We start from the raw sequence: 22979 nt of genomic DNA, 5'->3' as shown, positions 1-22979 counted from the left end.
ACTTGGTGAAACGCATTAAACGCGGTGTTTCGCCACCTAGCTGGGAACAGCGATCGCTCCAATTAACTTCCTCATCAATTAGCCGCTTCTCGAACTTGCTCAGCGTAATCTTTGGGACGGATTCGACGAAAAGTTTGGAGAGCGAATTGTCGCAAGCTGGTAGGCAAATAAGACAGCACAATCCCAAAGGTTGCTTGACGCGAACTCCCCAAAATTTGACTAGATTCTTGCAAAAGTTTTCGTCCTTCTGAAGTTTCGCCATTTTCAATCAGTCTTAAACCCAGCGCTTTCCGGGTTCCGGCAAGTTTATTTAATCGGGCTTTTTCTAATTGCTGCTCCGGGAATTTGTAACTAGTTAGGCAGAAGGATTTTGCTTTCAAAAAGTGAATATTTTGTTTTAGGCTGGTTTGACCGCCATGCATTCGATATTCCATCAAAAATTCTGGTAGGAAGTATCCATTCTTGCCTGCGATCGCTAACCTCACCAGTAAATCAAAATCCTCACAGCCATCTGCTTCCGGGCGCATATAATCCACTTCCTTCAAACACTCGATCCGAAAGAGCGTAGAACCAACCTGTAAGCTTTGTTTTTGGAAAGTTTCCGTAATTAGATCGGGAATCATTCCCTCGTTAAGTTTGTCCTTCCCCCACTTAGCAGAATTTTCTAAAGTAGCTGATTCATTTTTTTCTCCCCTGGCATCTATAATCCAGTGGTTTGTACAAACAAAATCTATGGTTGGATTAGCGTCTAAAACAGCTACCGTTTTTTCTAAAAATTCAGGCGTTAACGCATCATCATCGTCAAATTTAATAAAATAAGTTCCACCAGCGGCATCAAAACCAGAACGCATATTTCGACTGCGCTTAATATTAACCGGGTGCCGGATATAGCGAATTCTCGGATCGTTCCATTGACTCACTACTGCTGGGGTGTCATCAGTAGAACCATCGTCACAGATGATTAGTTCAAAATCTGTATAAGTTTGAGCCAGTACGCTATTTACTGCATAAGGCAACAAATTAGCTCGATTGTAGGTAGGGATGGAAATGCTAACTTTGGGCATAAGCTGAAGTTGTTACTGATTATTTTTACGCAGTAGAGACACGCTCTGGCAAGTCTAGTATGAGGCGAAAGTCTATAGTATCGATATTATCCCTCTCCGTAAAATCTAACCAAACGCTCAGTCTACGATGAAGATTTTAATGCTCTCTTCCACCTTTCCCTATCCGCCAACACGGGGGGGAACGCAAGTAAGGACGTTTAATTTACTCAAGTATCTCAAGTCTAGCCATGCGATTACTCTAATTACGCAGCGCAGTGGAGATGTTACGGACGAAGAAATAAAAGGACTGCAAGAGTGGGTGGACGAGTTGGTGGTTTTTCCGCGTCCACAGGAAAGTTCTCAAGGAGGCGTGTTGGGGAAACTGCGGCGCTTCAGTACGTTTTTGCAGGAGGGAACACCCCCCAGCGTGCTGTCTCTCTACTCGCCAGAGATTCAGAAATGGGTGGATGAAGCAGTTGCTGCTGGCAAGTTTGAGGCGATTACTTGCGAACATTGCGTGAATGAAATCTATGTGCGTCCTGAGTGGCGGCGCAAGGATGGGAAAACCTCAGCGCTGCGGACGTTGGTGAATATTCATAGTTCTGTCTACGGGACGTGCAAGAACCAGCTGGAAACGGGGACATCTGAGAAGCCATTGCGAGACAAGCTGAATTTGCCGCTGTTGCGCCGCTATGAGCAGCGCTACTGTTCTAAATTTTCGGCAATTGTGGTGACGACGGAGGAAGATAAGCAACAAATTCAGGAATTTAATCCCAACGCCCAAATTCAAGTTATTCCGAATGGGGTAGATTTTACTCAGTTTCCGATGCGTTCCGCCGATCCGGGGGGACACCGATTAATTTTTGTTGGGGCGATGGATAACACGCCGAATATTGATGCGGTGCGCTTTTTTAGTTTGGAGGTGTTCCCGGAGGTTCAGAAGCAGTATCCGGATGCAACGCTGGAACTGGTGGGCGCTCGTCCTGGAACGGAAGTTGTAGATTTAGGGAAGCGTCCTGGGATTACGGTTACGGGGCGCGTACCTTCAATGGCAGAGTATTTGCACAAGTCTTGCGTCTGCGTGGTGCCGATGCGGACAGGGTTTGGGATCAAAAACAAAACGCTGGAGGCAATGGCAGGTGGAGTGCCCGTGGTGGGAAGCGATCGCGGTTTGGAAGGATTAGCGGTGGACGGGGAAAGTGTGCCGTTACGCGCGTTACGCGCTAATCGGGTGGAAGAGTATGTGGATGCGATCGCTAAGTTGTTTGAAGATGCGGATCTCAGAGAGCAGTTATCGAAAAATGCGCGATCGCTCATCGAAACAGAATACACCTGGGAAAGCGCCGGATCTCGTTACGAACAGGTACTGCATTCATCTTAAAATCCCTCGTTAAGAAGACAAGTAGGATTTCTCGCTCCCCCTATCCCCTCTATCTGCCTGCTTTTGCAAGGGAAGATCGAGAATAAATTTTTATTCACAAGGGTTGGAGCGGGGTTCCGGATTCAGCTACTCTCCTAAACACCCTACCCTAAGCACATCGACGATCCTGATTACCTGCCTTTAAACCATCACATACATGGCAGAACGTGTTTTACATCTAGTTGATATGCTCGAAAGATACTCCAAACTCCGATCGATGAATAATCATCTACCGAATGGCATCATGTATAAAAAGTGTGAAATGGACTCCTCCTTTGGAGAGGCGACATCAATCTATAGGGAGTCTCTAATCAGTCTTTACAGGTGATTTCGGATGGAAGCAGGATAATTTGTGGCAGATAGATAAGTATATTTTTATGTACACGGCGATTAACCGCCAAAACGTGGAAAATTCCAGCTCTTGATTGGCTTTAGCTCATCCGCCGGTCTACGAGCGAATTGTCAATACTGCACGGCAGTAACGTAAATTACACCATATCCCTACGAAGTCAGCGAGGCGGCATGAGCAACGGGAACATTTCAGAAGAGCATATTGGTAGGGGCGGGTTTCCAGAGCCAAGCTCATTGAGCCGAGAATCGTTGGCTCCTTTAATGCCTATAAAACTGTCTATCATTACGCAGTTTTATCCACCAGACTACGCAGCGACTGGGCAGCTGATTGAAGAGCTAGCCGCTAACTTAGGACAACTGGGTTTGCCGGTGCAAATTTTTACCGGACAGCCAGGGTACGCCTTCCAAAAGCACTCTGCACCCGCGATTGAGCATTGTAATAAAGTTGTCGTGCAGCGATCGCGCACTTCTCGAATGTGGCCCCAGCGAATTCGCGGCAAAGCCATCAATGGGTTATTATTCTGCGTGCGTTCTGGGATTCATCTACTTCAGACGGCTGGGCGAGGCGATGTTTTGCTCCTCACCACTGCGCCCCCCTTCTTGCCGATTCTCGGGTACTTAGCGAACTTAAGCTTTGGGGTTCCCTATGTTTGTCTACTCTACGATTTATATCCCGATGTTGCCGTCGAGCTAAATGTCGTTCGTCCCCAAAACTGGTTAGTTCGATTGTGGGATTTTATTAACAGCTGCATTTGGAAAAACGCGCAAAGAATTATCGTCCTCAGCCCCTCAATGAAAGATCGCGTCACCACCAAATGCCCAGAGGTTGCTAATAAGATTTCTGTAATTCATAACTGGGCTGATCCAGAGCGGATTGTACCCATTCCCAAGCAGGATAATTGGTTTGCCCAAGAGTTTAATCTAGTTGATACCTTTACTATCCTCTATTCCGGGAATATGGGGCGTTGCCATGATATGGATACTATTCTGGAAGCAGCCAGACTCTTGGAAAATGAACCCATTCAATTTGTCTTTATTGGCAATGGTGCCAAGCGTCAAACTTGTATCAATAAAGTCAGCATGATGGGTTTACGCAATTGTCGCTTCTTGCCCTATCAAAATAAGCAGAATTTACCTTATTCCCTTACCGCTTGCGATTTGTCTTTAGTCAGCATTAGCCCTGGAATGGAAGGATTAGTCGTGCCCAGTAAGCTTTACGCCGCCTTAGCCGCAGGGCGTCCCCTTGCTGTCATTTGCGAACCCCATTCCTATCTTCGCCAGCTGATCACTGAAGCCAAGTGTGGCGCTGCTTTCAACAATGAAGATGCGAACGGTTTAGCTAACTTTATTCAGAGTTTAGCGAATTCTCCCCCATTAGCCAGTCGAATGGGACGTGCAGGGCGTCACTACTTGGAGTCAAACTTCACCCCAGAGATTATTGCACGGCAGTACTCAGCAATCTTGTGTCAAGCAGTCCGCGAAATAATGGAACCCGATGCTTCAACAGAAGTGAAACCCTTGCGCTGGTACAACTCATCGCAACCTAGCAAGAAGCGGGCAGGAGGGGGAGTTCCCGTCTCTAAGCATCGCCAGGATTGAGCTGCATCATTTTCCATGTGGTAAAAGTTCCAATGGGACTCCACAACACATAGGGAACTAGCAACAGAGACGCCCATCCGGAAATCGGCAAGACTGTTACTGCCAAAATTAAACCTAAAACGGAACCAATTGCACCAATAATCGTGCCAACTTTTAGACTGCGTAACCTCAACATCATTGGGTTGTAGGCGACAATTGCAATTTCTACTAAAAGATAGAACGCCATTAGTCCCCAATTTTTGGTGCGTTCCCAGACAATATAAGCTGACCAAGCACCGCAAATAAAAACGACTGTCCAGATGAGCGGAATTAATGGCTCAAATGTTAACCACCTCGGTCGTTGCAGGCGTTTGAACCACTTAACATCATTTGGCGTAATGATGTTACTCCCCATCGCCACTAAAAGAGTCACGCCCCCAATCACCATCCAAGATTTAATAACCATTCCCCTTCCCTTCGCTCCACCAGACCTGCTAGCCCTTTGTAGCGATTGTGTCAAGTTCAGGAGGAAGCTGTAATCACTCCCTAGTCTGAAACTAAGAAGCGATCGCACAATACTTATATTGTGGTGAGTTCGGAGGGAGATCGCTACTATCAAAGCAGAATTCACAAACGTGCTACAACTGAACCGATAACAAGTATGTTCCACTGCGCTTCATGGCTCAAAATTTCTCTGGTCAAAACCTCCGAGGACGCTGTTTTATAGGTCAAGACCTTAGAGGTGTAAACTTCAGCAATGCTGATATCCGAGGTGCAGATTTCAGCAACGCTATTCTCACAGGTGCTAATTTCAGCCGCGTTAAAGGAGGACTGCGATCGCCTTGGTTAATCTTGCTCTTAGGCGTTATTCTACTGGTTGCGGCTACTATTTTAGCTAGTTTAGTGAATAAAATCACAACAAATGCTGCGGTTACTGGTCAAGCCATCGCAGATGTAGCGGAGCTGTTAACGGTATCTTTAGGAGCAATGTTAATCCTACCTGGGGTTGTTCTAGGGGCAAGAATTTTAGCTAAAACTTCTATTAGCAAGATTAGTGCAAAAAGAGCAATTAGGATAGGAACTCTCACGCAATTTGGGCTGGGTACTGCTATCCTGGCTCTGGCGTTTAGTTCAGTTACCTTAAATAAAGTAGAGAATATTTTAGATGACCCCTACTCAGAAAGGTTTATTCCTTTATTTTTGGAGGGTGACGTGTATATAGGAAAGCTTGCTGCTCTAATTGGAACTCTCGCTGGAGCCAGCGCCGTTTCAACAGTCAAAGCAAGCCGTCGAGATAGGATTAAATTGTTAAAGATCAGCGCGATCACGGCTTTATTAGGTGGGTGTTTAGGGATTTTATTTGAAACTCCAAAATTATATGAATATGCGTCAGGAATAATTTTTATAATTGAATTATTTGTATTAATAGCGATTCCCGTTATCCTACTATTAACTATTTTAACATTAGTTGAATTATTCATAACCGAGCCAACGCAAAGATTAAAATTGCTATTAATGTTATTTTCAATGATAGTAGCATTTAAAAATGCTGGTTTGAATGGATTCGACCATCTATTTTATCTATTTTTTGTCTTACTGCATACCCTATCTGGAGTTATTCCCATAAAATTAGGGAGAATTACTACACTTGTACCGTTGATAAGTTTTGTTATCGCCCTTCTCATTGGGGGATTATTCCATTTTAATTTGGATGATTATTATGTGACTTCTGTAATCTTAGTGCCTATAGGCTTTCTGTGTGGCTATGCCATCACCTTTGCTACAAGCCACACAAGCTTTAGCGGCGCAGATTTAACTGATGCCAATTTTACTCAAGCAAAACTCCAAAATACTGATTTCACAGAAGCCAAGATTGACAATACAATTTTTATAGAAGCCAAGTTTTAAACGTTAAATAATATTTTATTCAATGGGAAAATCAACTAGAAACCAAAGATTCAATTGTAGTTAATCCTAATTGCTAGTACGATTGAAGTTGACAACCTTACTTTAAATTTAAAATGCCTTCCAAAAATTTGAAAATAGCTTATATCCAGCGAAACTAATTACTCAACAAGGATACTAGATAAAGCACCAAAAATTGTATCTATTTTATTAATATAGTATTCAATTAAATCAATCTCGATTACTTACAAGGGGCAGATGAAACCGCAGCTACACAAGATTTAACCTGCCTACGCAGGTTTCAAAACTTTGAGTTTTTTAAGTCCGCACAGGCGGACTTAGTTTGTGTAGCCGCAAATTCCATTCACTAGGACTTAGCCGAAGATACTGCCAAAAAATTCGACAGCTTCTTTCAAAGATGCTATGAAAAGATCAATCTCTTCGCGGGTGTTGTAGAAATACAAACTTGCCCGTGCAGTAGATTGCACTTTCAAGTAACGGTGTAAAGGTTGGGTACAGTGGTGTCCGGCACGGATGGCGATGCCAGCTTGATCTAAAATAGTGGACAAGTCGTGAGGGTGGACATCTCCAGCCGTGAATGCTGCGAGTGCGGCTCTCCCTTCTCCGGTGCTGGTGGGTTGTGGCCCATAAGTTTTGATTTCTGGGATTTGCTGCAACTGTTGGAAGAGATAAGCTGTTAATTCGGCTTCGTAGGTATGGATGTTGTGCATACCAATGTCACTAAGATAATCTACCGCTGCACCGAGCGCGATCGCTTCCCCAATTGATGGCGTTCCGGCTTCAAATTTGTGGGGTAAATCTGCATAAGTAGCATGGTCGAGAAATACATCGGCAATCATCTCTCCACCGCCTAAGAAGGGAGGCATGGAACGCAGTAGGTCTAACTTACCGTAGAGGAAACCAATCCCAGTCGGGGCGCACATTTTGTGACCGGAGGCGACTAGCCAATCGCAGTCTACTGCTTGCACGTCTAACACCATGTGAGGTGCAGCTTGGCAAGCATCAATTAAGACTTTGGCACCGTATTTGTGAGCGATTTCGGCTATCGATTTAACTGGGTTAATACATCCCAATGTGTTAGAGACGTAAACGGTGCTAACCAGTTTAGTTTTGTCTGAAATTAGAGACTTGAAGTGTTCTAAATCAAAAATTCCGTCTGGCGTTAGTTCTACAAACTTCAGCACCGCGCCCGTTCTTTGCGCCACGAACTGCCAAGGAATTAGATTGCTATGGTGTTCCATTACGGAGAGAATAATTTCATCCCCTCGCTGCAAATTGTTCATTCCCCAACTGTAAGCGATTAAGTTAATCGCTTCGCTGGCGTTGCGGGTGTAGATAATTTCCTGACGCGAAGCAGCATTTACAAATGCAGCAACTTTGTCTCTAGCACCTTCATAAGCGTCTGTAGCTTTGGCGCTGAGGGTGTGAACGCCCCGATGTACGTTTGAATTGTACTGCTCATAGTAATCCCGAATGGCGTTTAGCACCGCTAGAGGTTTTTGGGATGTAGCGGCGTTGTCTAGATAAACTAGGGATTTACCGTTGACTTCTTGGTGCAGAATTGGAAAATCTGCACGGACTTTATCGGCTAGTGTTCTGTCTTTGGTAAGAGTCATTGGTAATTAGTAATGGGTAATTGATAATTGGTAACTGGTAATTGGTAACTGGTAAAAGTTATTTCTTCAAAATTCCATTACCCATTACCTCTTACCTATTCCACACTATTCGACTGTTCTACAAGCGACACATCGAGAGAGACTTGTTTGCAGAGAGGCGATGGGAATCTGGTTGATTATTTCAATAGCAAAAGCGTCAACTAACAAGTTGTTAGCACTCGCTTTGTCTAAACCGCGACTTTGCAAGTAAAAGACTTCCTCATCATCTAACTGACTTACTGTTGCACCGTGAGTACATTTCACGTTATCGGCAATGATTTCCAGTTGGGGTTTGGTATCGACTCTCGCTTTAGACGACAACAGCAAGTTACGATTTAATTGTCCCGCATCCGTCAATTGTGCTGCTTTGGCAACTAAGACTTTACCGTTAAATACGGAATGAGCCTTGTCAGCCACAATACACTTTTGTAATTGACGAGTTGTGCTGTGGGGATGGTTGAGAATAATCGCGCTGTGAGTATCGCCAATCTGTTCCCCAGAGATCATGGTTAAACCATTGAGGGTAGTTTCAGTTTGTTCGCCCAACTGATAAATTTCTAGGTTGTGGCGGGATATTTTGCCACCCAAACTCACTGCATTGCAAGTGTAGCGGCTGTTACGAGATTGCGCGATCGCACTTTTGCCAATATGAAACGCTGCGCCACTATCTCGTTGTATCCGGTTGTGGCGAACTTCAGCATTGTCTTCTACCCAAATCTCTGTAACCGTATTGATTAAATACGGATGAGTTTTATCCGCACACCAGTCGCCGACTGGCAGATAATCTTCTATCAGGGTTACTTGAGAGTTAGGTTCAGCGACTACTAAACAGCGTGGCTGAGAGAGAGTCGGGCGATCGCTAAAAGTAGACAGAAACAGCAAATGAATCGGTGTTTCTACTACCACATTCTTTGCCACCCACACCACAGCAGCATCCGTTAATCCTGCCGTATTCAGGGCGGTGAATACCTCATCAAACCCCTTTTGTTGGGCGAAATAATTATCGATGCGAGTGCGATAAGTTATTGGCAGTTGGGCTAAGTTTCCGGCAAATATACCATCTGGCAGATTAGCAACAGATGACAGCGCAGGTGCATAAACACCGTTAACGAAAACTAGACGACTTTCGGCTGCTTCTGCTAAAGTTAATCCTTCAATTGCTGACTGGGGTACATCCGCAGATTTCGCAGCTTGGAAAGACAACTTTAACAAAGGCGAGATGTCTGTGACACGCCACTCTTCATCGCGGGTAGTGGGAAACTTGAGATGAGGTAGCCAGGAAGCAGCGCGATCGCGTAATTCTTGCAACCAGCTAACCATCTCTGGATCGAGTACCTGTAATTCTTGACTGCGAGACAAGTTTAACAACTCAACCAGCTTGGCATCTCGATTAGTCGCAGCAGACTTTAACCCAACTTCTTCTGGATTGGGAATAGAAGTTACTTGAATTGTCATTTTGCACCCACCTCAGCTGCTTCTTCTTCCCTTACCCACTCATAACCGCGAGATTCCAATTCCAACGCCAATTCTTTACCACCACTGGTAATAATTCGTCCGGCTTCCATGACGTGAACGAAATCAGGCACGATGTAATTCAGTAGTCGCTGATAGTGAGTAATCACCAGCATCGCATTCTCTGCATTTGCCAGCTGATTCACACCATCCGCCACAATCTTCAGCGCATCAATATCTAACCCTGAATCCGTTTCATCCAAAATTGCTAACTTTGGTTCTAGCAGTGCCATTTGCAGAATCTCGTTCCGCTTTTTCTCGCCACCAGAAAACCCTTCATTCACGCTGCGGCTAAGAAAAGCAGGATTCATCTTTACCACATCCAGCTTTTCATGCACCAATTCATCAAAATCAAAAGCATCCAACTCCTCTAACCCCTCAGCCTTGCGACGGGAATTATAGGCAACTCTGAGGAAATCCACATTACTAACACCAGGAATTTCCAAAGGATATTGAAACGCCAAAAATATCCCAGCCCTAGCACGTTCTTCAGCTTCCATTTCCAGAAGATTTCGCCCCCGGAAAATCACCTCGCCGCCCGTCACCTCATACGCCGGATGTCCAGCCAAAACCTTAGAAAAGGTGCTTTTCCCGGAACCGTTTGGCCCCATAATGGCATGGATTTCTCCCGCCTTCACTTCCAGATTCAAACCCTTAAGAATCGGAGTTTCATCAACATTAGCCGTGAGATCCCGAACAGATAGGATTACCTCACTATTTTCAATAATCATCTTTCCTCTCTTCTTCCTCTGTACCCTTAGCGTCTTCGCGGTTTTTTATTCTATTTCAGCTTAAAGGTAGGCAATGCCCGCCTTACCTTTGTGAGTAAAGAAACTCAACCGTAGATAAACACAGATAACACGGAGAATTTATCAGCGTTTATCTGTGTTTATCTGTAGTTTCATTTATCCCACACTGCCTTCTAACTTCATGCTCAACAACCTATCAGCTTCAACAGCAAATTCCATCGGCAGCTGATTAAACACATCCTTACAGAAGCCGCTAATCATCATCGAAATAGCATCTTCTGCCGAAATGCCCCGCTGCGAGAAAAAGAACAGCTGTTCTTCCCCAATTTTCGAGGTAGAAGCTTCATGCTCCACTTTTCCGGTGTTATTTTGCACCTGAATATAGGGGAAAGTATTCGCTTGGGCATTATCGCCAATCAGCATTGAGTCGCACTGAGAATAATTTCTCGCACCCTTTGCCTTGGGGCCAATTTTCACCAAACCGCGATAGCTATTTGCCGACTTACCCGCCGAAATTCCCTTGGAAATAATCGTGCTGCGGGTGTTTTTGCCGATATGCACCATTTTGGTTCCGGTGTCGGCTTGCTGCATATGATTCGTCAGCGCAACGGAGTAAAATTCACCCACAGAATTATCGCCAACTAGCACGCAGCTTGGGTATTTCCAGGTAATCGCGGAACCTGTTTCTACCTGCGTCCAAGAAATCTTGGAATTGACTCCCTGACACAGCCCGCGCTTGGTGACAAAGTTGTAAATACCGCCTTTGCCGTTTTCGTCTCCGGGGTACCAGTTTTGTACCGTGGAGTATTTAATTTCAGCGTTGTCGAGGGCAACGAGTTCCACGACAGCCGCGTGCAGCTGGTTGGTGTCAAACATCGGTGCTGTGCAGCCTTCCAGATATGACACAGAGCTGCCTTCTTCGGCAATAATCAGCGTGCGCTCAAACTGCCCCGTATCTCCGCTGTTGATGCGGAAGTAGGTGGAGAGTTCCATCGGGCATTTGGTGCCTTTGGGGATGTAGACGAAGGAACCATCGCTGAATACGGCTGAGTTGAGGGCGGCGAAGTAATTATCTGCTACTGGCACAACGCTGCCGAGGTACTTCTGCACCAGTTCGGGGTGTTCCCGCAAAGCTTCGGAGATGGAACAGAAGATCACGCCGTCTTTGGCTAACTTTTCTTTAAATGTTGTGGCAACTGAAACACTATCAAAGATGGCATCTACGGCAACGTTAGACAACCGCTTTTGCTCTGAAAGCGAAATCCCTAGCTTCTCGTAGGCTTCTAACAAAGTTGGATCGACTTCATCTAGGCTACCCAGCTTTTTGGGCTTTTGCTTCGGCGCGGAGTAGTAGATGATGTCCTGGTAGTCAATAGCCGGATACTTGACATGAGGCCAAGTTGGTTCGGTCATTTTCAACCATTGCCGATAGGCTTTGAGGCGAAACTCTAGCATGAACTCCGGTTCTTCTTTCTTGGCGGAGATCAGGCGAACAACGTCCTCACTGAGACCGCGAGGAATGCTATCTGTCTCAATGTCTGTGACAAAGCCGTACTTATAGGGCTGATTGACTAAGGTTTTGACGCTAGCAGTCATAGAAAAAAGTGTTCTCGCGTGTTTGTTTCGGACAAATCTCTCAGGATGGCAGGCTCAGGGCATGGGCGTCCAGAGTAGATCGCCCAGTCAAACTGCAATTACAATAGTAAAACAACAGGCTTGTTGCTTTACTTAATTCTATTTTAAAATACTTTAGCAACATAGATGTTGTCAAAGTCCAGTAGGAATTTTACCGCAAGACGATGGCGATTACTCAGCAGCCTTCCACCAAACAGGACATCTTGCAACATTTACTGAAAACAGGTCAAGCCACGGCTCAGGAGCTGGCTGACGCCTTTGAGGTAAGTCCGCAGGCGATTCGGCGTCATCTGAAGGATTTGGAGACAGAAGGGCTAATCGTGCATCAATCGGTGCCTGCGGCGATGGGACGCCCGCAGCACGTCTACGAGCTGAGTCAAGAAGGGCGCGATCGCTTCCCCAGTCGTTACGGAGAGTTTGCCGTTGATTTTCTTGACACCTTGACAGAAACGCTCGGTTATGAACAAGCGAGTACCGTGTTGCGAAAGCACTGGGAACGCAAGGCGATGGAATATCGAGTCAGACTGGGCAAGGGAAATTTGCGCGATCGCGTTGCCAAATTAGTCGAACTCCGCAAAGCTGAAGGCTATATGGCAGAGTGGTATCCTCTGGAGGAAAACGATACTCAATTTATATTGGTAGAGCATAATTGTGCCATTTCCCACGTCGCCTCGTCTTTCCCCAGCGTTTGCGGACATGAGTTAGAAATGTTTGCCGCTGCTCTGCAAGATTGTAAAGTAGAACGGACGCACTGGATTATTAACGGAGAACATCGCTGCGGCTATTTAATTAAGGAACAGTAACTAAAAAACATTTATGACTCAACCACAGCAACCATCAGAACAATTTTTGACTTACGAAGAAGCGGTTAAGGTAGATTCAGCACTGCTTCAAACTCATGAAAAATTTATAACAAGACTAACTATTTCATCTCTAAGAGTGTTGAAACACATCGCCGAAGAGTACGGTGTTGTTATTGAAGATTTAACCGCTGAGCAGATTATCACTTGGTTTGAGAAGGATTCAAAAATTAGGCGCGAACAAGGAAGCGATGCCGCATTTTTGAAGTGGTGAAAGACTAAAAGCGAGTAGAAAATTTAACGTATTAAATAGCCCATTAATGGCTTAGATATAAAGCTGAAAAAATAATTTTTTCAAGCTTGTATTTAGCTGAAAATTAGCGAATATGGCTGACAAAGAACAGGATATAGCGTCCCTGATTTCGAGGATTGAACGGCTGGAAAATGAGTTAAATGTCCGCAAGCAAAACATTACCTGGCTTAAACACTATTTTGATGAACTAAAAAAACAATTCGGCACTCGCCCTGAGTTGCAGCAGATCGCGCACCTATCTGAGCAAGTCGCTTCTTTACAACAGCGCCACGAATTTACACCGCTAATAATTCCACCGTCTAGCGAATCAGTGGTAGACACATCAGATAGTTTGGCGAATGCGAATGTTTTTAAAACTGAGCAAGATGAGAAAATTGAGCCATCTGCTCAACAGAAGCAAACAGTCACAGTTTTCAGTGCTGAAAAATTCAAAGTAGCAAAAATGACTCTGCTGCTGGGATATTTTGGCGATATGCTGCTAATCGAGGCTTATCTATCTGAAGAAAAGAGTCAGGAAAAGCCTATCAGTGCTGAAGAATTTTTGAAACGCTATAACGAAGGACAAAGAGATTTTACTGGTATTAACCTCAGTGGAGCCAATTTAAGTGGAAGCGACCTGAGATATGGTTCCTTCAATCTAAGTAACGCCAATTTAAGTGGAGCAAATCTGACTAGGATTTATTGGGGTGCTGTAAACCTAAGTGGAGCAAATCTGAGTAATTCATTATTATATGAGGCAAAACTGTCCTTGGATGTCAATTTGAGCAAGGCAATTCTGGAAAATGCAGACCTCCATAAAGCAGATTTGAGTTCGACGAATTTACATCAGGCAAATCTACATAAGGCAACTCTCAGCGGAGCCAATCTGCAAGGGACAGATTTAAGCGCAACTAACCTAAGTGAGGCAAACTTGTCTAGGGCATCTTTGAAAACAGCAAAATTGATGAGAGCTAACCTGAGTAATGCCAATCTAAGTAGAGTTAACTTGTTTGGGGCAGATATTGAAGGAGCAAATCTTCAAGGAACAAATCTAAACCAAGCTCTTTATAATAACGTGACTTGGTTCCCTACAGGATTTGACCTTTTGGAAACAGGTGCTTGCTTCATTGGTTCGAGTGCTTCACTCCAAAAGGCTGATTTAGCTGGTGCTGATTTAAGTGAAATTAACCTAAGTGGAGCAGACTTGCAAGGAGCAAATCTAGCAAAAGTAAACCTGAGTCGAGCCAATTTGACTGGAGCTAATTTAAGTGAAGCAAACTTAAGTGAAGCAAACTTGAATCAAGCGAACCTGACTGATATTAATTGGCATGGAGCAAAGCTTCAAGGGGTCAATCTGAATTCTATAAACTTGAGCTGCGCTAATTTGAAGCAGGTTAATCTGAGTAAGGCAAGTTTAAGAAGTGCCAACCTGAGCGCCGCTGACTTAACTGAAGCAGATTTGCGAGGAGCAGAACTTGTTTACGCCGACCTGCGGGGAGCAGACTTAGCTTTAGCAGACCTCCGGGCAGCAGATTTGCGGAATGCCAATCTATCAGGAGCAGGCTTGAGTGATGCCAATCTAGGTGGAGCCAACCTAGATGGAGCAAAGCTCAGTGGTGCCATTATGCCTGATGGTAAGGCTCATGAATAGACTTTGCTAAGGTACGCCTAAAAACATCGTTATACCAAAGGTGGTTGTATCCTTAACTCAGATAATCGGAGAAAACTACTTTGAGTCTAAAGCTTTATTTCCTCCGCCACGGACAGACAGACCGCAGCCGAGACAATGTTTTCTGTGGTTCCATAGATCCAGATTTGACGCCAGATGGACTAGAGATGGCAAAAGCTTTTGCTGTTACCTATCGTTCCCTACCTTGGAATGCTATTTTTTGTAGTCCGATGCGGCGTACCGTAGCAACTGCAAAACCGCTGTGTGAAGCTGTGGGGATGCAGATGGAATTGCGGGACGGTTTGAAGGAGATTAACTATGGCAAGTGGGAAGGAAAAACTGTAGAAACAGTTGACCGGGAGTATCACGATGATTATATTCGCTGGACTGCCGATCCGGCTTGGTATCCGCCGACTGAAGGAGAATTAGCAGTAGCGATCGCTCACCGTTCGTTACAAGTGATTGAAGAAATCAAGCAGCGGTTTAGCAACGGCAATGTTTTGATTGTTGCACACAAAGCGACTATCCGAATTATGCTGTGTAGCTTGCTGGGAATTGATGTCGGACGCTTTCGCTTTCGCTTGGGATGTCCGGTGGGTTCGGTCAGTATAGTAGAGTTTGGCGATCATGGGCCATTACTTCATGCTTTAAGCGATCGCCTCCATTTGGATGAGCGTTTGCGTACCTTACCCGGTACATGATTTGTTTGTAAATTATCTAGTAATGTTCGTAATCGCGGCTATACAAACAAAGTCTTTTTATGCGTTTACGCACACGCTAAGCTAACGTAGACTTTAGTATTAAAACCTGCGTAGGCAAGTTTCGTCTGTGTAGCCGCGATTTCTCTTCGTCAAGGCAGATTAATGTAAGATATTTTATCGATGATTCCTACTCTTTCTATAGTTCCCATTCAGCAACTTGCTTCAGGCGAGCGCCTCTCAATTCAAGTTTATAAATTTATCGGTGCTAACCCTGGGAAAAAAGCATATTTACAAGCCAACTTGCACGGGGCGGAAATTGTTGGCAATGCGGTCATTCACCAGCTAATCGAGTTTTTAATTACTCTCAATGATACCCAACTCAATGGTGAAATTTGGCTAGTTCCTGTCTGTAATCCCATCAGTACCAATCAGCGCACTCATTATTTTTCTACAGGTCGATACAATATATTTGATGGGAAAGACTGGAACCGCATCTTTTGGGACTATGAAAAGGAATGTGAAGATTTAGAAGAATTTGCAAAATCTCACATCAATTTTGAAACAGATGCTATAGAAATTGAATACTACAAAAGAATTAAAAATAGTTTCGATAAACTCTTAGAAAAAATCAAGTCTCCAAGCGGAGCGCCTTTTAACGAACGATATCGCTATCAGCTACAATCTTTATCTTTGGATGCTGATTATGTAATCGATATTCATAGCTCGTCTAATCAAGCGGTAGATTACTTATATGGCTTCCACCGTAGAGAAGAAAGTGCTAAATATTTTTTACTTGACCATGAAATTTTACTAAATGAATATGATGGAGATGCTTTTGATGAAGCTTTCCTAAAGCCTTGGTTAGCGTTGGAAAATCAGCTAGAAACTTTAGGGAAATCGATAGTCTTTGATAAAGAATCTTGGACGCTAGAACTGGGTTCGGGAATGCAAATGAATCCAGAATCAGTAGAAAAAGGAGTCCAAGGCATCAAAAATTACTTAGCCCAGAAAGGCGTTTTATCGATTCCTGATTTTCCTTTGCCGCAAACAGCATTCCACAAAGTAACTTTTATTTCAAAAAGCACTCTAAAAAAATATTATGCGCCTAGCGGAGGGATGATCCAATCGAGAGTCAAACTAGGTGCTTCAATCGAGGCTGGGGAAAGACTTTATCAAATTCTTAGCTTTAATAAAGAAGAATTACCAAAATTAATTGATGTTTGTGCGGAGAACGCTGGTTTAGTCTTTGATATTTCGACGAATCATGCAGTGAATGAAGGAGAGTATGTATTATCAGTGATGTAGGGGTTTTTAAAAACGCAAACATCATGGAAGATGGGACGACGACAAACGCAGCAATTAATAAAGGCGAGGGAAATATCCTAGACGAGTCAGCATTTTTTAGCATTCCGAAAGCACCGGAAGGATATAAGTCGGGCTTTATTGGGATTATCGGACGCCCTAACGTGGGTAAGTCTACATTGATGAACTATATGGTGGGGCAAAAAATTGCCATCACTTCACCTGTGGCGCAGACGACGCGCAACCGACTGCGGGGTATCCTGACGACGCCAGAGGCGCAGATGATTTTTGTCGATACCCCAGGAATTCACAAACCGCACCACCAGTTAGGGGAAGTGCTGGTGAAAAATGCCCAAATTGCGATTGAGTCGGTAGATTTGGTGCTGTTTGTGGTGGATGGAGCAGTAGACTCTGGAGGAGGCGATCGCTATATTGTCGATATTCTTAGCCGCACCAAGACGCCAGTGATGTTGGGGATGAACAAAATCGACCTGCGAACCTCAGATTCCCAACAAATTGATGAGAGTTATACGCAGTTAGCTGAACCCTACAACTGGCCGATTGTGAAGTTCTCAGCCCTCACCGGAGAGGGAGTGGAGGCGTTGCAGCAACTACTCAGCGATCGCCTAGAACCAGGGCCATACTATTATCCTCCTGATTATGTTACCGACCAGCCGGAACGCTTCATCATGGGGGAACTGATTCGAGAACAAATTTTGCTGCTAACCCGCGAAGAAGTTCCCCACTCAGTCGCCGTTACGATTGACATGGTGGAGGAAGAACCAACGATTACTCGCCTTCTGGCGACTATCTACGTTGAACGCGACTCCCAAAAGGGGATTGTGATTGGCAAAGGCGGAACGATGCTCAAAGCGATTGGTAGCGCTGCCCGCGAACAAATCCAAAAGTTAATTGCGGGGAAAGTTTATCTGGAGTTATTTGTGAAAGTGCAGCCGAAATGGCGGCAGTCTCGACTACATTTAGCAGATTTGGGGTACAGGGTGGAACAGGAATAAACCGCGAAGACGCGAAGGACACGAAGGAAGAAAGAGAAGAAGAAAACTCTTCTTTTTCTTCCTTCGCGCTCTATAGCGCTAACGCGCATGGCTCCGCTAGTGCGTCTTTGCAGTTCCTCAAATCCCCAAACGTTGATAAATCTCGTCTAAATGCTGCAAATGATGCTGCGGAGCGAAACACGCCTCAACTTCTTCTGAAGAAAGATGCTGTGTAACGCGGCTGTCTTTAGCAATCAAATCGTGGAAATCGCCATCGGTTTTATTCCACGCTTGATGAGCGCAAGACTGCACCGTTGCATAGGCGTCCTCGCGGCTCATTCCTTTTTCTACCAGAGTGAGCATGACTCGCTGGCTGAAGACAACGCCGCCGTAGCAATTCATATTCCGTTCCATGTTTTCGGGATAAACCAGCAGGTTTTTCACCAAATCGGTCATTTCCGCTAACATGAAGTGCGTTATCGTGCAGGAATCGGGCAGGATCATCCGCTCCACGGAGCTGTGAGAGATGTCCCGTTCGTGCCAAAGGGCGACATTTTCTAAGGCTGCAACAGCATGACCCCGGACAACTCGTGCCATCCCTGTTAGTCTTTCCGAACGAATCGGATTGCGCTTGTGCGGCATCGCAGAGGAGCCTTTTTGTCCTTTAGAGAAGAATTCTTCGACTTCTAGGACATCCGTGCGTTGCAGGTTGCGAATTTCGACGGCAAATCGCTCAATCGAGGCAGCCACTAAAGCCAAAGTTTGTACAAAATCGGCATGGCGATCGCGCGAAATTACTTGCGTCGATGCTGTATCCGGTTCAAGTCCCAGTTTTTGGCAAGCGATCGCTTCAACTCTCGGCTCAATATTGGCGTAGGTTCCGACTGCACCGGAAATCTTGCCAACGGCAATTTCTTTGCGAAGACGCTGAAGGCGATCGCGGTTTCTCAATACTTCCGCCAACCATCCCGCCAGCTTAAAGCCAAACGTAATCGGTTCCGCGTGAATGCCGTGCGATCGCCCAATCATCACCGTACTTTTATGCTGCTGCGCCTGCTGGCGAATTGCTGCAATCAAATCTTCCACCCCTGCCAGCAACACATCCAAGCTGGCTACCAGTTGCAGTGCCAAAGCTGTATCCAGCACATCCGAACTGGTTAATCCCAGGTGAATATAGCGCCCCGCGTCGCCTACATATTCATTGACGTTTGTCAAGAACGCGATCATATCGTGGCGGACTTCAGCCTCAATTTCTAGCACCCGCTTCGGGTCAAAATTAGCCTTCGCCTTAATTTCCTCTACCGCCTGGGTTGGAATATAACCCAGTTCAGCTTGGGCTTCACAGACTGCAATTTCAACCTGGAGCCACGTCTTCAGTTTATAGGTGTCAGTCCACAGGTTGCCCATCTCAGGCAACGTATAACGCTCGATCACAGCAAGTGTCGCAGAATACAACCGTTTTATTGTACAACTGACGGTCAGATATGCCGCGACTCAAAAAATGCTTCTTGTCGAAAAATCCCTAATTTGATTTATTAAGGAGTTAAGGATGACTTGTAATTTTCTCAATTTGAATTCTTTATCTGTCTTTTTAGTCACCTCGGTAACAGTAACAGCAATTATCAGTACTGCACCTTTAGTAGCGATCGCCGATCCATCAGAAAATTACCAGACTCAGGGTAGCAATTCTAACAAGGCGATTTCGCACTACGCACGAGGGATTGCTCTTTATGACAAAGGAGATAAGCAAGAAGCCATTGAGGAGTTTAACCAGGCACTTCAGCTTAATCCTAATTATGTTGCAGCTTACTTATATCGAGGTAAGTCCCGCCAGGATTTAAAAGATTATCAGCAAGCAATTGAGGATTACAACCAAGTAATTCAGCGCAACCCTAATTATGTTTTAGCTTACTTAGAGCGAGGTACTTCCCGTACATTTCTGAGAGACTATCAGGGAGCAGCAGAAGACTATAGTCAGGCAATCCGCCTTTCCCCAATGAATTTCTTTGCCTACGATTATCGAGGATTGGCTCAGCAACGGCTTGGAAATTATCAAGAATCAATCAAAGACTTCGATCGAGCTATCGAAATTAATCCTGATTATGCCTACGGTTATTACGACCGAGGAATTTCTCACCGCAGTTTAGGAGACAAGAAAAAGGCATTTGAGGATTTTCAAAAAGCTGCTAACTTGTTTCAGCGGCAAGGAAATAAAGAACAGTATCAAAACCTGCTGGAATAAATTAAGGAACTAAGATTGGAATGCATATCTTGTGCCTTTTTCAGGGCAAAAACTCATCTTAATTACTGCATTCTATCGAATGTGCAATAATAAATTGCTTCGGCAACCTAATGGGTCTTGAGGTCTTCATCTCCGTTGAAATGGCAAAATTAAGGTTAATTCAAAAAAATGCGATTGCTAACCTCCCTTTACCACTACTTCTTTATCTATAAATCTGTTCGTTCGTGCTGGTAATCGTCGCGCACAAATCACTTCATTGTTAACAGAAACAATCTCTAGCCCCCTTCTGGCTTGCGACAGATGATGGCATGAGGACACTCCTGTTCGATGATGACTTGGATGATGTTCCAATCTCCACCTGCAAGCCCGCAGGACATACCAGAAGGAATATAAACCGGAAGAGCATTCTCGGTTGACCAATCATTAACTTGATTCAGTCCCGTCCGCACCGCTTCATAGTCAGTGTAAATAATACCTTGAGCAGGCTTAGCACGACCATAGTTCCACTGCCCTGCCAAGTTGCAAACGTATAAGGCTGCATCTGTGACCTTAACAAATTGCACCATTCCTAGTTGCCATCGCTCCTTATACTTGCGATAGTCTTTGTAGACAATAGGCCAGCGATCGCGAATTTGTAGAGCCAAACCTGCTCCCATGCGTCCCTGACAATTCACCTGATGACAGATAACGCCACGCTCTACTTCAAGAATGTCCTGGCTTATTGTTTCCATATCACTGCATTCTATCTATCGTGCGGTACTGAATGGCTTCGGCAACGTGGTGGGTTTTGAGGTTTTCATCACTAGCTAAATCGGCAATAGTACGCGCTACTTTTAAAATGCGATCGCTGGCTCTTGCTGATAACCCTAATTTGCGAATGGCGGCTTCTAATAAGTTGCGAGAAGCATCATCCAGTTGACACCATTGCCGCAAATGACCACTTTGCATCTGAGCATTGCAACGCACTGATGAATCGCCTTTAAATCGAGTATGAGCGCGATCGCGTGCTGTTTCTACTCGTTCCCTGACAGGTGCCGACTCTTCCCCAGTCGGTTGTTGCGTAATTTCCTCTGGCTTGAGGCGATTCACTGCAACTTGCAAATCGATCCGATCCATCAAAGGGCCAGAAAGCTTTGCCCAGTATTGTTCTCGCTGTCGAGGGGAACAGGTGCAAGCTTGAATCGTATCGCCAAAGTAACCGCACGGACAGGGATTGGTACTAGCAACTAAAGTAAACTGAGCCGGAAACATGACCGATTGGCGAGTGCGGGAGATAGTGACAAAACCATCTTCAAGCGGCTGACGCAAGAATTCCAGCACATCTCGCTTAAATTCTGTAAGTTCGTCCAGAAATAAAACGCCCCGATGCGCTAAAGATATTTCTCCCGGACGCGGAAAACTCCCGCCACCGACCAGGGAGGGGCCAGAAGCGGAGTGGTGAGGACTGCGGTAAGGGCGATCGCTTACTAGCGATCCTCTATTCTTAAGTAAGCCTGCAACTGAGTGGATTTGAGTCACTTCGAGGGCTTCGTCAAAGCTTAACGGCGGTAATATCCCCGGTAAGCGCCGCGCTAGCATCGTCTTCCCACTTCCCGGTGGTCCGACAAATACTAAGTTATGTCCACCAGCCGCCGCAATTTCTAGGGCACGACGGGCAAAGCTCTGTCCTTTTACATCCTTTAAGTCTGCACTGCTGAAGTGGGTTTTAGCTAACTCCTCTCTACCATCCACCTGCACTGGCGAATAACGCTCTGGCTCATTTAGGAAATCAGCCACTTGAGACAGATTTTTGAAACCGTAGACTGCTAGACCTTTGACAACAGCTGCTTCCCGCGCATTATTAGCTGGAACGACTAAACCTGCGATTCCCATCCGTTGGGCAGCGGCGGCAATTGGCAGCACCCCGGCAACCGGACGAAGACTTCCATCTAGGGAAACTTCCCCTAAGAATAAATAATCTCCTAACAACTGGGCACTCACCTGCTCAGACGCCGCCATGATGCCCACACTGATGGGCAAATCAAAGCTGGGGCCTTCCTTTCGTAAATCCGCAGGTGTCAGATTTATGACAATTTTTTTCATCGGAAAGGCATAACCAGCGTTCTTCAGTGCCGCCTTCACCCTCTCCTTCGACTCCTGAACCGCTGTATCTGGCAATCCCACCAGCACAATTCCCGGCAATCCTCCCGATACATCGACTTCAACCCCCACCTTTACCGCATCGATACCGACGATAGATGCACTCCAAACCCTAGCCAGCATGGCAATCTCGCCCCACTTTTGTTTGATGATGCTGTTGGTATTTGCCGTAGTCCAAACCCGTTTTCATTTAGAAACCAGGTTTGTAACAAGTTTTATGAGAAGCCAACCAACAGAATCTTTTATTAGAGTTCCCGCGATCGCGCTTAGCTTTATCGTCCGGGCTTAAAATGGCTGCAAGCACAGCTAATCACCGAAATAACCAAGCAACATGAGTGAAACGACAGAAACCATCTTCAGCAAGATAATCCGCCGCGAAATCCCCGCAGACATTGTGTATGAGGACGATCTGGCACTTGCCTTTAAAGATATTCAACCCCAAGCCCCCATTCACATCCTCGTGATTCCCAAGCAGCCGATTCCTCAGCTTGCCGATGCCGATTCTCAGGATCGCGACCTCCTGGGTCACTTGTTACTGATTGTTAAGAATGTTGCAGAAAAAGCCGGACTCGACAACGGCTACCGCGTTGTCATTAACACCGGCTCGGATGGGGGGCAAACCGTACCCCATCTACATTTGCACATTCTGGGCGGACGCCAGATGAAATGGCCTCCAGGCTGAATCAGGAAGCCGAAAAAATTTTTGTTGAAAAAGCTTTACAAAACTCAATAGATGAGTTAATCTTGAAAACAAGGTAGAGAAATTACTACCTCGAACCTAGAAAATTCAAAGCAATCATAAAAACATGACCACAACCTTACAAAGACGCGAAAGCGCCAACGTATGGCAACGGTTTTGCGATTGGGTCACATCAACCGACAACCGCCTGTATGTAGGCTGGTTCGGCGTCCTGATGATCCCAACCCTACTGTCTGCCACCATCTGCTTCATCATCGCCTTCATCGCCGC

General features: G+C 45.3%; 20 protein-coding genes and 1 pseudogene. 12 read left to right on the top strand and 9 right to left on the bottom strand.

Going from position 1 to position 22979, the window contains the following annotated elements; all coding sequences use genetic code 11:
• Nucleotides 1–74: 74 nt before the first annotated feature.
• Complete coding sequence (locus NC994_RS25730) at nucleotides 75–1064, bottom strand: glycosyltransferase (protein ID WP_190440656.1); 990 nt, start codon at nucleotides 1062–1064, stop codon at nucleotides 75–77.
• Between the two features lie 127 nt (nucleotides 1065–1191).
• Between NC994_RS25730 and NC994_RS25725 the strand changes: the two genes are divergently transcribed.
• Together NC994_RS25725 and NC994_RS25720 are read left to right on the top strand one after the other, a co-directional pair.
• Nucleotides 1192–2424 (top strand): glycosyltransferase family 4 protein, encoded by a 1233-nt coding sequence (locus NC994_RS25725; protein ID WP_190440653.1) that lies wholly within the window; start codon nucleotides 1192–1194, stop codon nucleotides 2422–2424.
• A 651-nt stretch (nucleotides 2425–3075) separates the two neighbouring features.
• Nucleotides 3076–4413, top strand: a complete 1338-nt coding sequence (locus NC994_RS25720; RefSeq protein WP_242030537.1) for a glycosyltransferase family 4 protein — start codon at nucleotides 3076–3078, stop codon at nucleotides 4411–4413.
• On the opposite strand, the gene NC994_RS25715 is transcribed toward NC994_RS25720, so the two are convergent.
• Nucleotides 4394–4858, bottom strand: coding sequence for a TspO/MBR family protein (locus NC994_RS25715; RefSeq protein ID WP_190440649.1), 465 nt, complete (start codon nucleotides 4856–4858; stop codon nucleotides 4394–4396). The two genes, NC994_RS25720 and NC994_RS25715, sit on opposite strands and share 20 nt — an antisense overlap.
• 212 nt (nucleotides 4859–5070) lie before the next feature.
• Between NC994_RS25715 and NC994_RS25710 the strand changes: the two genes are divergently transcribed.
• Entirely contained in the window at nucleotides 5071–6300 is a 1230-nt protein-coding gene (locus tag NC994_RS25710; RefSeq protein WP_199299806.1) for a pentapeptide repeat-containing protein, read from the top strand.
• Nucleotides 6301–6671: 371 nt separating this feature from the next.
• Here the strand turns inward: NC994_RS25710 and NC994_RS25705 are convergent, their stop codons facing one another.
• From NC994_RS25705 to sufB, 4 genes are all read right to left on the bottom strand, one after another.
• A complete protein-coding gene (locus tag NC994_RS25705) occupies nucleotides 6672–7934 on the bottom strand; it encodes a SufS family cysteine desulfurase (protein WP_190440646.1) in 1263 nt (420 codons plus the stop codon).
• A gap of 105 nt (nucleotides 7935–8039) precedes the next feature.
• Nucleotides 8040–9428, bottom strand: a complete 1389-nt coding sequence (gene sufD, locus NC994_RS25700; RefSeq protein WP_190440643.1) for a Fe-S cluster assembly protein SufD — start codon at nucleotides 9426–9428, stop codon at nucleotides 8040–8042.
• Nucleotides 9425–10216, bottom strand: coding sequence for a Fe-S cluster assembly ATPase SufC (gene sufC / locus NC994_RS25695; RefSeq protein WP_190440640.1), 792 nt, complete (start codon nucleotides 10214–10216; stop codon nucleotides 9425–9427). Before sufC ends, sufD begins: the two co-directional genes overlap by 4 nt.
• Nucleotides 10217–10390: 174 nt before the next feature.
• The gene (sufB, locus tag NC994_RS25690) at nucleotides 10391–11830 is read right to left on the bottom strand and encodes a Fe-S cluster assembly protein SufB (RefSeq protein ID WP_190412101.1); all 1440 of its coding nucleotides are present in this window, start codon (nucleotides 11828–11830) and stop codon (nucleotides 10391–10393) included.
• Nucleotides 11831–12033: 203 nt separating this feature from the next.
• Here sufB and sufR point away from each other — a divergent pair, with 203 nt between their 5' ends.
• From sufR to era, 6 genes are all read left to right on the top strand, one after another.
• Nucleotides 12034–12672: an iron-sulfur cluster biosynthesis transcriptional regulator SufR gene (gene sufR, locus NC994_RS25685; protein WP_190440636.1), complete on the top strand. Its 639-nt coding sequence runs from the start codon at nucleotides 12034–12036 to the stop codon at nucleotides 12670–12672.
• Nucleotides 12673–12685: 13 nt separating this feature from the next.
• Nucleotides 12686–12943 (top strand): hypothetical protein, encoded by a 258-nt coding sequence (locus NC994_RS25680; RefSeq protein ID WP_190440623.1) that lies wholly within the window; start codon nucleotides 12686–12688, stop codon nucleotides 12941–12943.
• A gap of 112 nt (nucleotides 12944–13055) precedes the next feature.
• The gene (locus tag NC994_RS25675) at nucleotides 13056–14612 is read left to right on the top strand and encodes a pentapeptide repeat-containing protein (protein ID WP_190440619.1); all 1557 of its coding nucleotides are present in this window, start codon (nucleotides 13056–13058) and stop codon (nucleotides 14610–14612) included.
• 80 nt (nucleotides 14613–14692) lie between these two features.
• A complete protein-coding gene (locus tag NC994_RS25670; RefSeq protein WP_190440606.1) occupies nucleotides 14693–15331 on the top strand; it encodes a histidine phosphatase family protein in 639 nt (212 codons plus the stop codon).
• Nucleotides 15332–15511: 180 nt separating this feature from the next.
• Entirely contained in the window at nucleotides 15512–16636 is a 1125-nt protein-coding gene (locus NC994_RS25665) for a succinylglutamate desuccinylase/aspartoacylase family protein (protein WP_190440603.1), read from the top strand.
• A 23-nt stretch (nucleotides 16637–16659) separates the two neighbouring features.
• Complete coding sequence (gene era / locus NC994_RS25660; RefSeq protein ID WP_190440600.1) at nucleotides 16660–17649, top strand: GTPase Era; 990 nt, start codon at nucleotides 16660–16662, stop codon at nucleotides 17647–17649.
• Between the two features lie 117 nt (nucleotides 17650–17766).
• Here the strand turns inward: era and purB are convergent, their stop codons facing one another.
• On the bottom strand, nucleotides 17767–19062 hold the full coding sequence (gene purB, locus NC994_RS25655; RefSeq protein WP_190440597.1) for an adenylosuccinate lyase: 1296 nt from the start codon (nucleotides 19060–19062) through the stop codon (nucleotides 17767–17769).
• A 115-nt stretch (nucleotides 19063–19177) separates the two neighbouring features.
• Between purB and NC994_RS25650 the strand changes: the two genes are divergently transcribed.
• Entirely contained in the window at nucleotides 19178–19870 is a 693-nt protein-coding gene (locus NC994_RS25650) for a tetratricopeptide repeat protein (RefSeq protein WP_190440594.1), read from the top strand.
• A 275-nt stretch (nucleotides 19871–20145) separates the two neighbouring features.
• Here the strand turns inward: NC994_RS25650 and NC994_RS25645 are convergent, their stop codons facing one another.
• Together NC994_RS25645 and NC994_RS25640 are read right to left on the bottom strand one after the other, a co-directional pair.
• Complete coding sequence (locus tag NC994_RS25645; protein ID WP_190440592.1) at nucleotides 20146–20601, bottom strand: hypothetical protein; 456 nt, start codon at nucleotides 20599–20601, stop codon at nucleotides 20146–20148.
• Between the two features lies 1 nt (nucleotide 20602).
• Complete coding sequence (locus NC994_RS25640; RefSeq protein WP_190440589.1) at nucleotides 20603–22132, bottom strand: YifB family Mg chelatase-like AAA ATPase; 1530 nt, start codon at nucleotides 22130–22132, stop codon at nucleotides 20603–20605.
• Between the two features lie 208 nt (nucleotides 22133–22340).
• Between NC994_RS25640 and NC994_RS25635 the strand changes: the two genes are divergently transcribed.
• Nucleotides 22341–22691: a histidine triad nucleotide-binding protein gene (locus NC994_RS25635; RefSeq protein WP_190440586.1), complete on the top strand. Its 351-nt coding sequence runs from the start codon at nucleotides 22341–22343 to the stop codon at nucleotides 22689–22691.
• Between the two features lie 124 nt (nucleotides 22692–22815).
• Nucleotides 22816–22979: pseudogene (locus tag NC994_RS25630) on the top strand (photosystem II q(b) protein); the annotation flags it as partial.

This window comes from Trichocoleus sp. AS-A1, from assembly GCF_039962015.1.
Classification (GTDB): domain Bacteria; phylum Cyanobacteriota; class Cyanobacteriia; order Cyanobacteriales; family FACHB-T130; genus FACHB-T130.
This window is presented reverse-complemented; position numbering and strand designations above follow the sequence as displayed.

Excerpts from the sequence above, each read along its gene's own strand:
- NC994_RS25725 (WP_190440653.1), top strand. The coding sequence starts at position 1,192 with ATGAAGATTTTAATGCTCTCTTCCACCTTTCCCTATCCGCCAACACGG.
- sufR (WP_190440636.1), top strand. The coding sequence starts at position 12,034 with ATGGCGATTACTCAGCAGCCTTCCACCAAACAGGACATCTTGCAACAT.
- NC994_RS25715 (WP_190440649.1), bottom strand. The coding sequence starts at position 4,858 with ATGGTTATTAAATCTTGGATGGTGATTGGGGGCGTGACTCTTTTAGTG.
- NC994_RS25710 (WP_199299806.1), top strand. The coding sequence starts at position 5,071 with ATGGCTCAAAATTTCTCTGGTCAAAACCTCCGAGGACGCTGTTTTATA.
- era (WP_190440600.1), top strand. The coding sequence starts at position 16,660 with ATGGAAGATGGGACGACGACAAACGCAGCAATTAATAAAGGCGAGGGA.
- NC994_RS25675 (WP_190440619.1), top strand. The coding sequence starts at position 13,056 with ATGGCTGACAAAGAACAGGATATAGCGTCCCTGATTTCGAGGATTGAA.
- sufB (WP_190412101.1), bottom strand. The coding sequence starts at position 11,830 with ATGACTGCTAGCGTCAAAACCTTAGTCAATCAGCCCTATAAGTACGGC.
- NC994_RS25705 (WP_190440646.1), bottom strand. The coding sequence starts at position 7,934 with ATGACTCTTACCAAAGACAGAACACTAGCCGATAAAGTCCGTGCAGAT.
- NC994_RS25680 (WP_190440623.1), top strand. The coding sequence starts at position 12,686 with ATGACTCAACCACAGCAACCATCAGAACAATTTTTGACTTACGAAGAA.
- NC994_RS25730 (WP_190440656.1), bottom strand. The coding sequence starts at position 1,064 with ATGCCCAAAGTTAGCATTTCCATCCCTACCTACAATCGAGCTAATTTG.
- NC994_RS25645 (WP_190440592.1), bottom strand. The coding sequence starts at position 20,601 with ATGGAAACAATAAGCCAGGACATTCTTGAAGTAGAGCGTGGCGTTATC.
- NC994_RS25665 (WP_190440603.1), top strand. The coding sequence starts at position 15,512 with ATGATTCCTACTCTTTCTATAGTTCCCATTCAGCAACTTGCTTCAGGC.
- sufD (WP_190440643.1), bottom strand. The coding sequence starts at position 9,428 with ATGACAATTCAAGTAACTTCTATTCCCAATCCAGAAGAAGTTGGGTTA.
- NC994_RS25650 (WP_190440594.1), top strand. The coding sequence starts at position 19,178 with ATGACTTGTAATTTTCTCAATTTGAATTCTTTATCTGTCTTTTTAGTC.
- NC994_RS25720 (WP_242030537.1), top strand. The coding sequence starts at position 3,076 with ATGCCTATAAAACTGTCTATCATTACGCAGTTTTATCCACCAGACTAC.
- sufC (WP_190440640.1), bottom strand. The coding sequence starts at position 10,216 with ATGATTATTGAAAATAGTGAGGTAATCCTATCTGTTCGGGATCTCACG.
- NC994_RS25635 (WP_190440586.1), top strand. The coding sequence starts at position 22,341 with ATGAGTGAAACGACAGAAACCATCTTCAGCAAGATAATCCGCCGCGAA.
- NC994_RS25640 (WP_190440589.1), bottom strand. The coding sequence starts at position 22,132 with ATGCTGGCTAGGGTTTGGAGTGCATCTATCGTCGGTATCGATGCGGTA.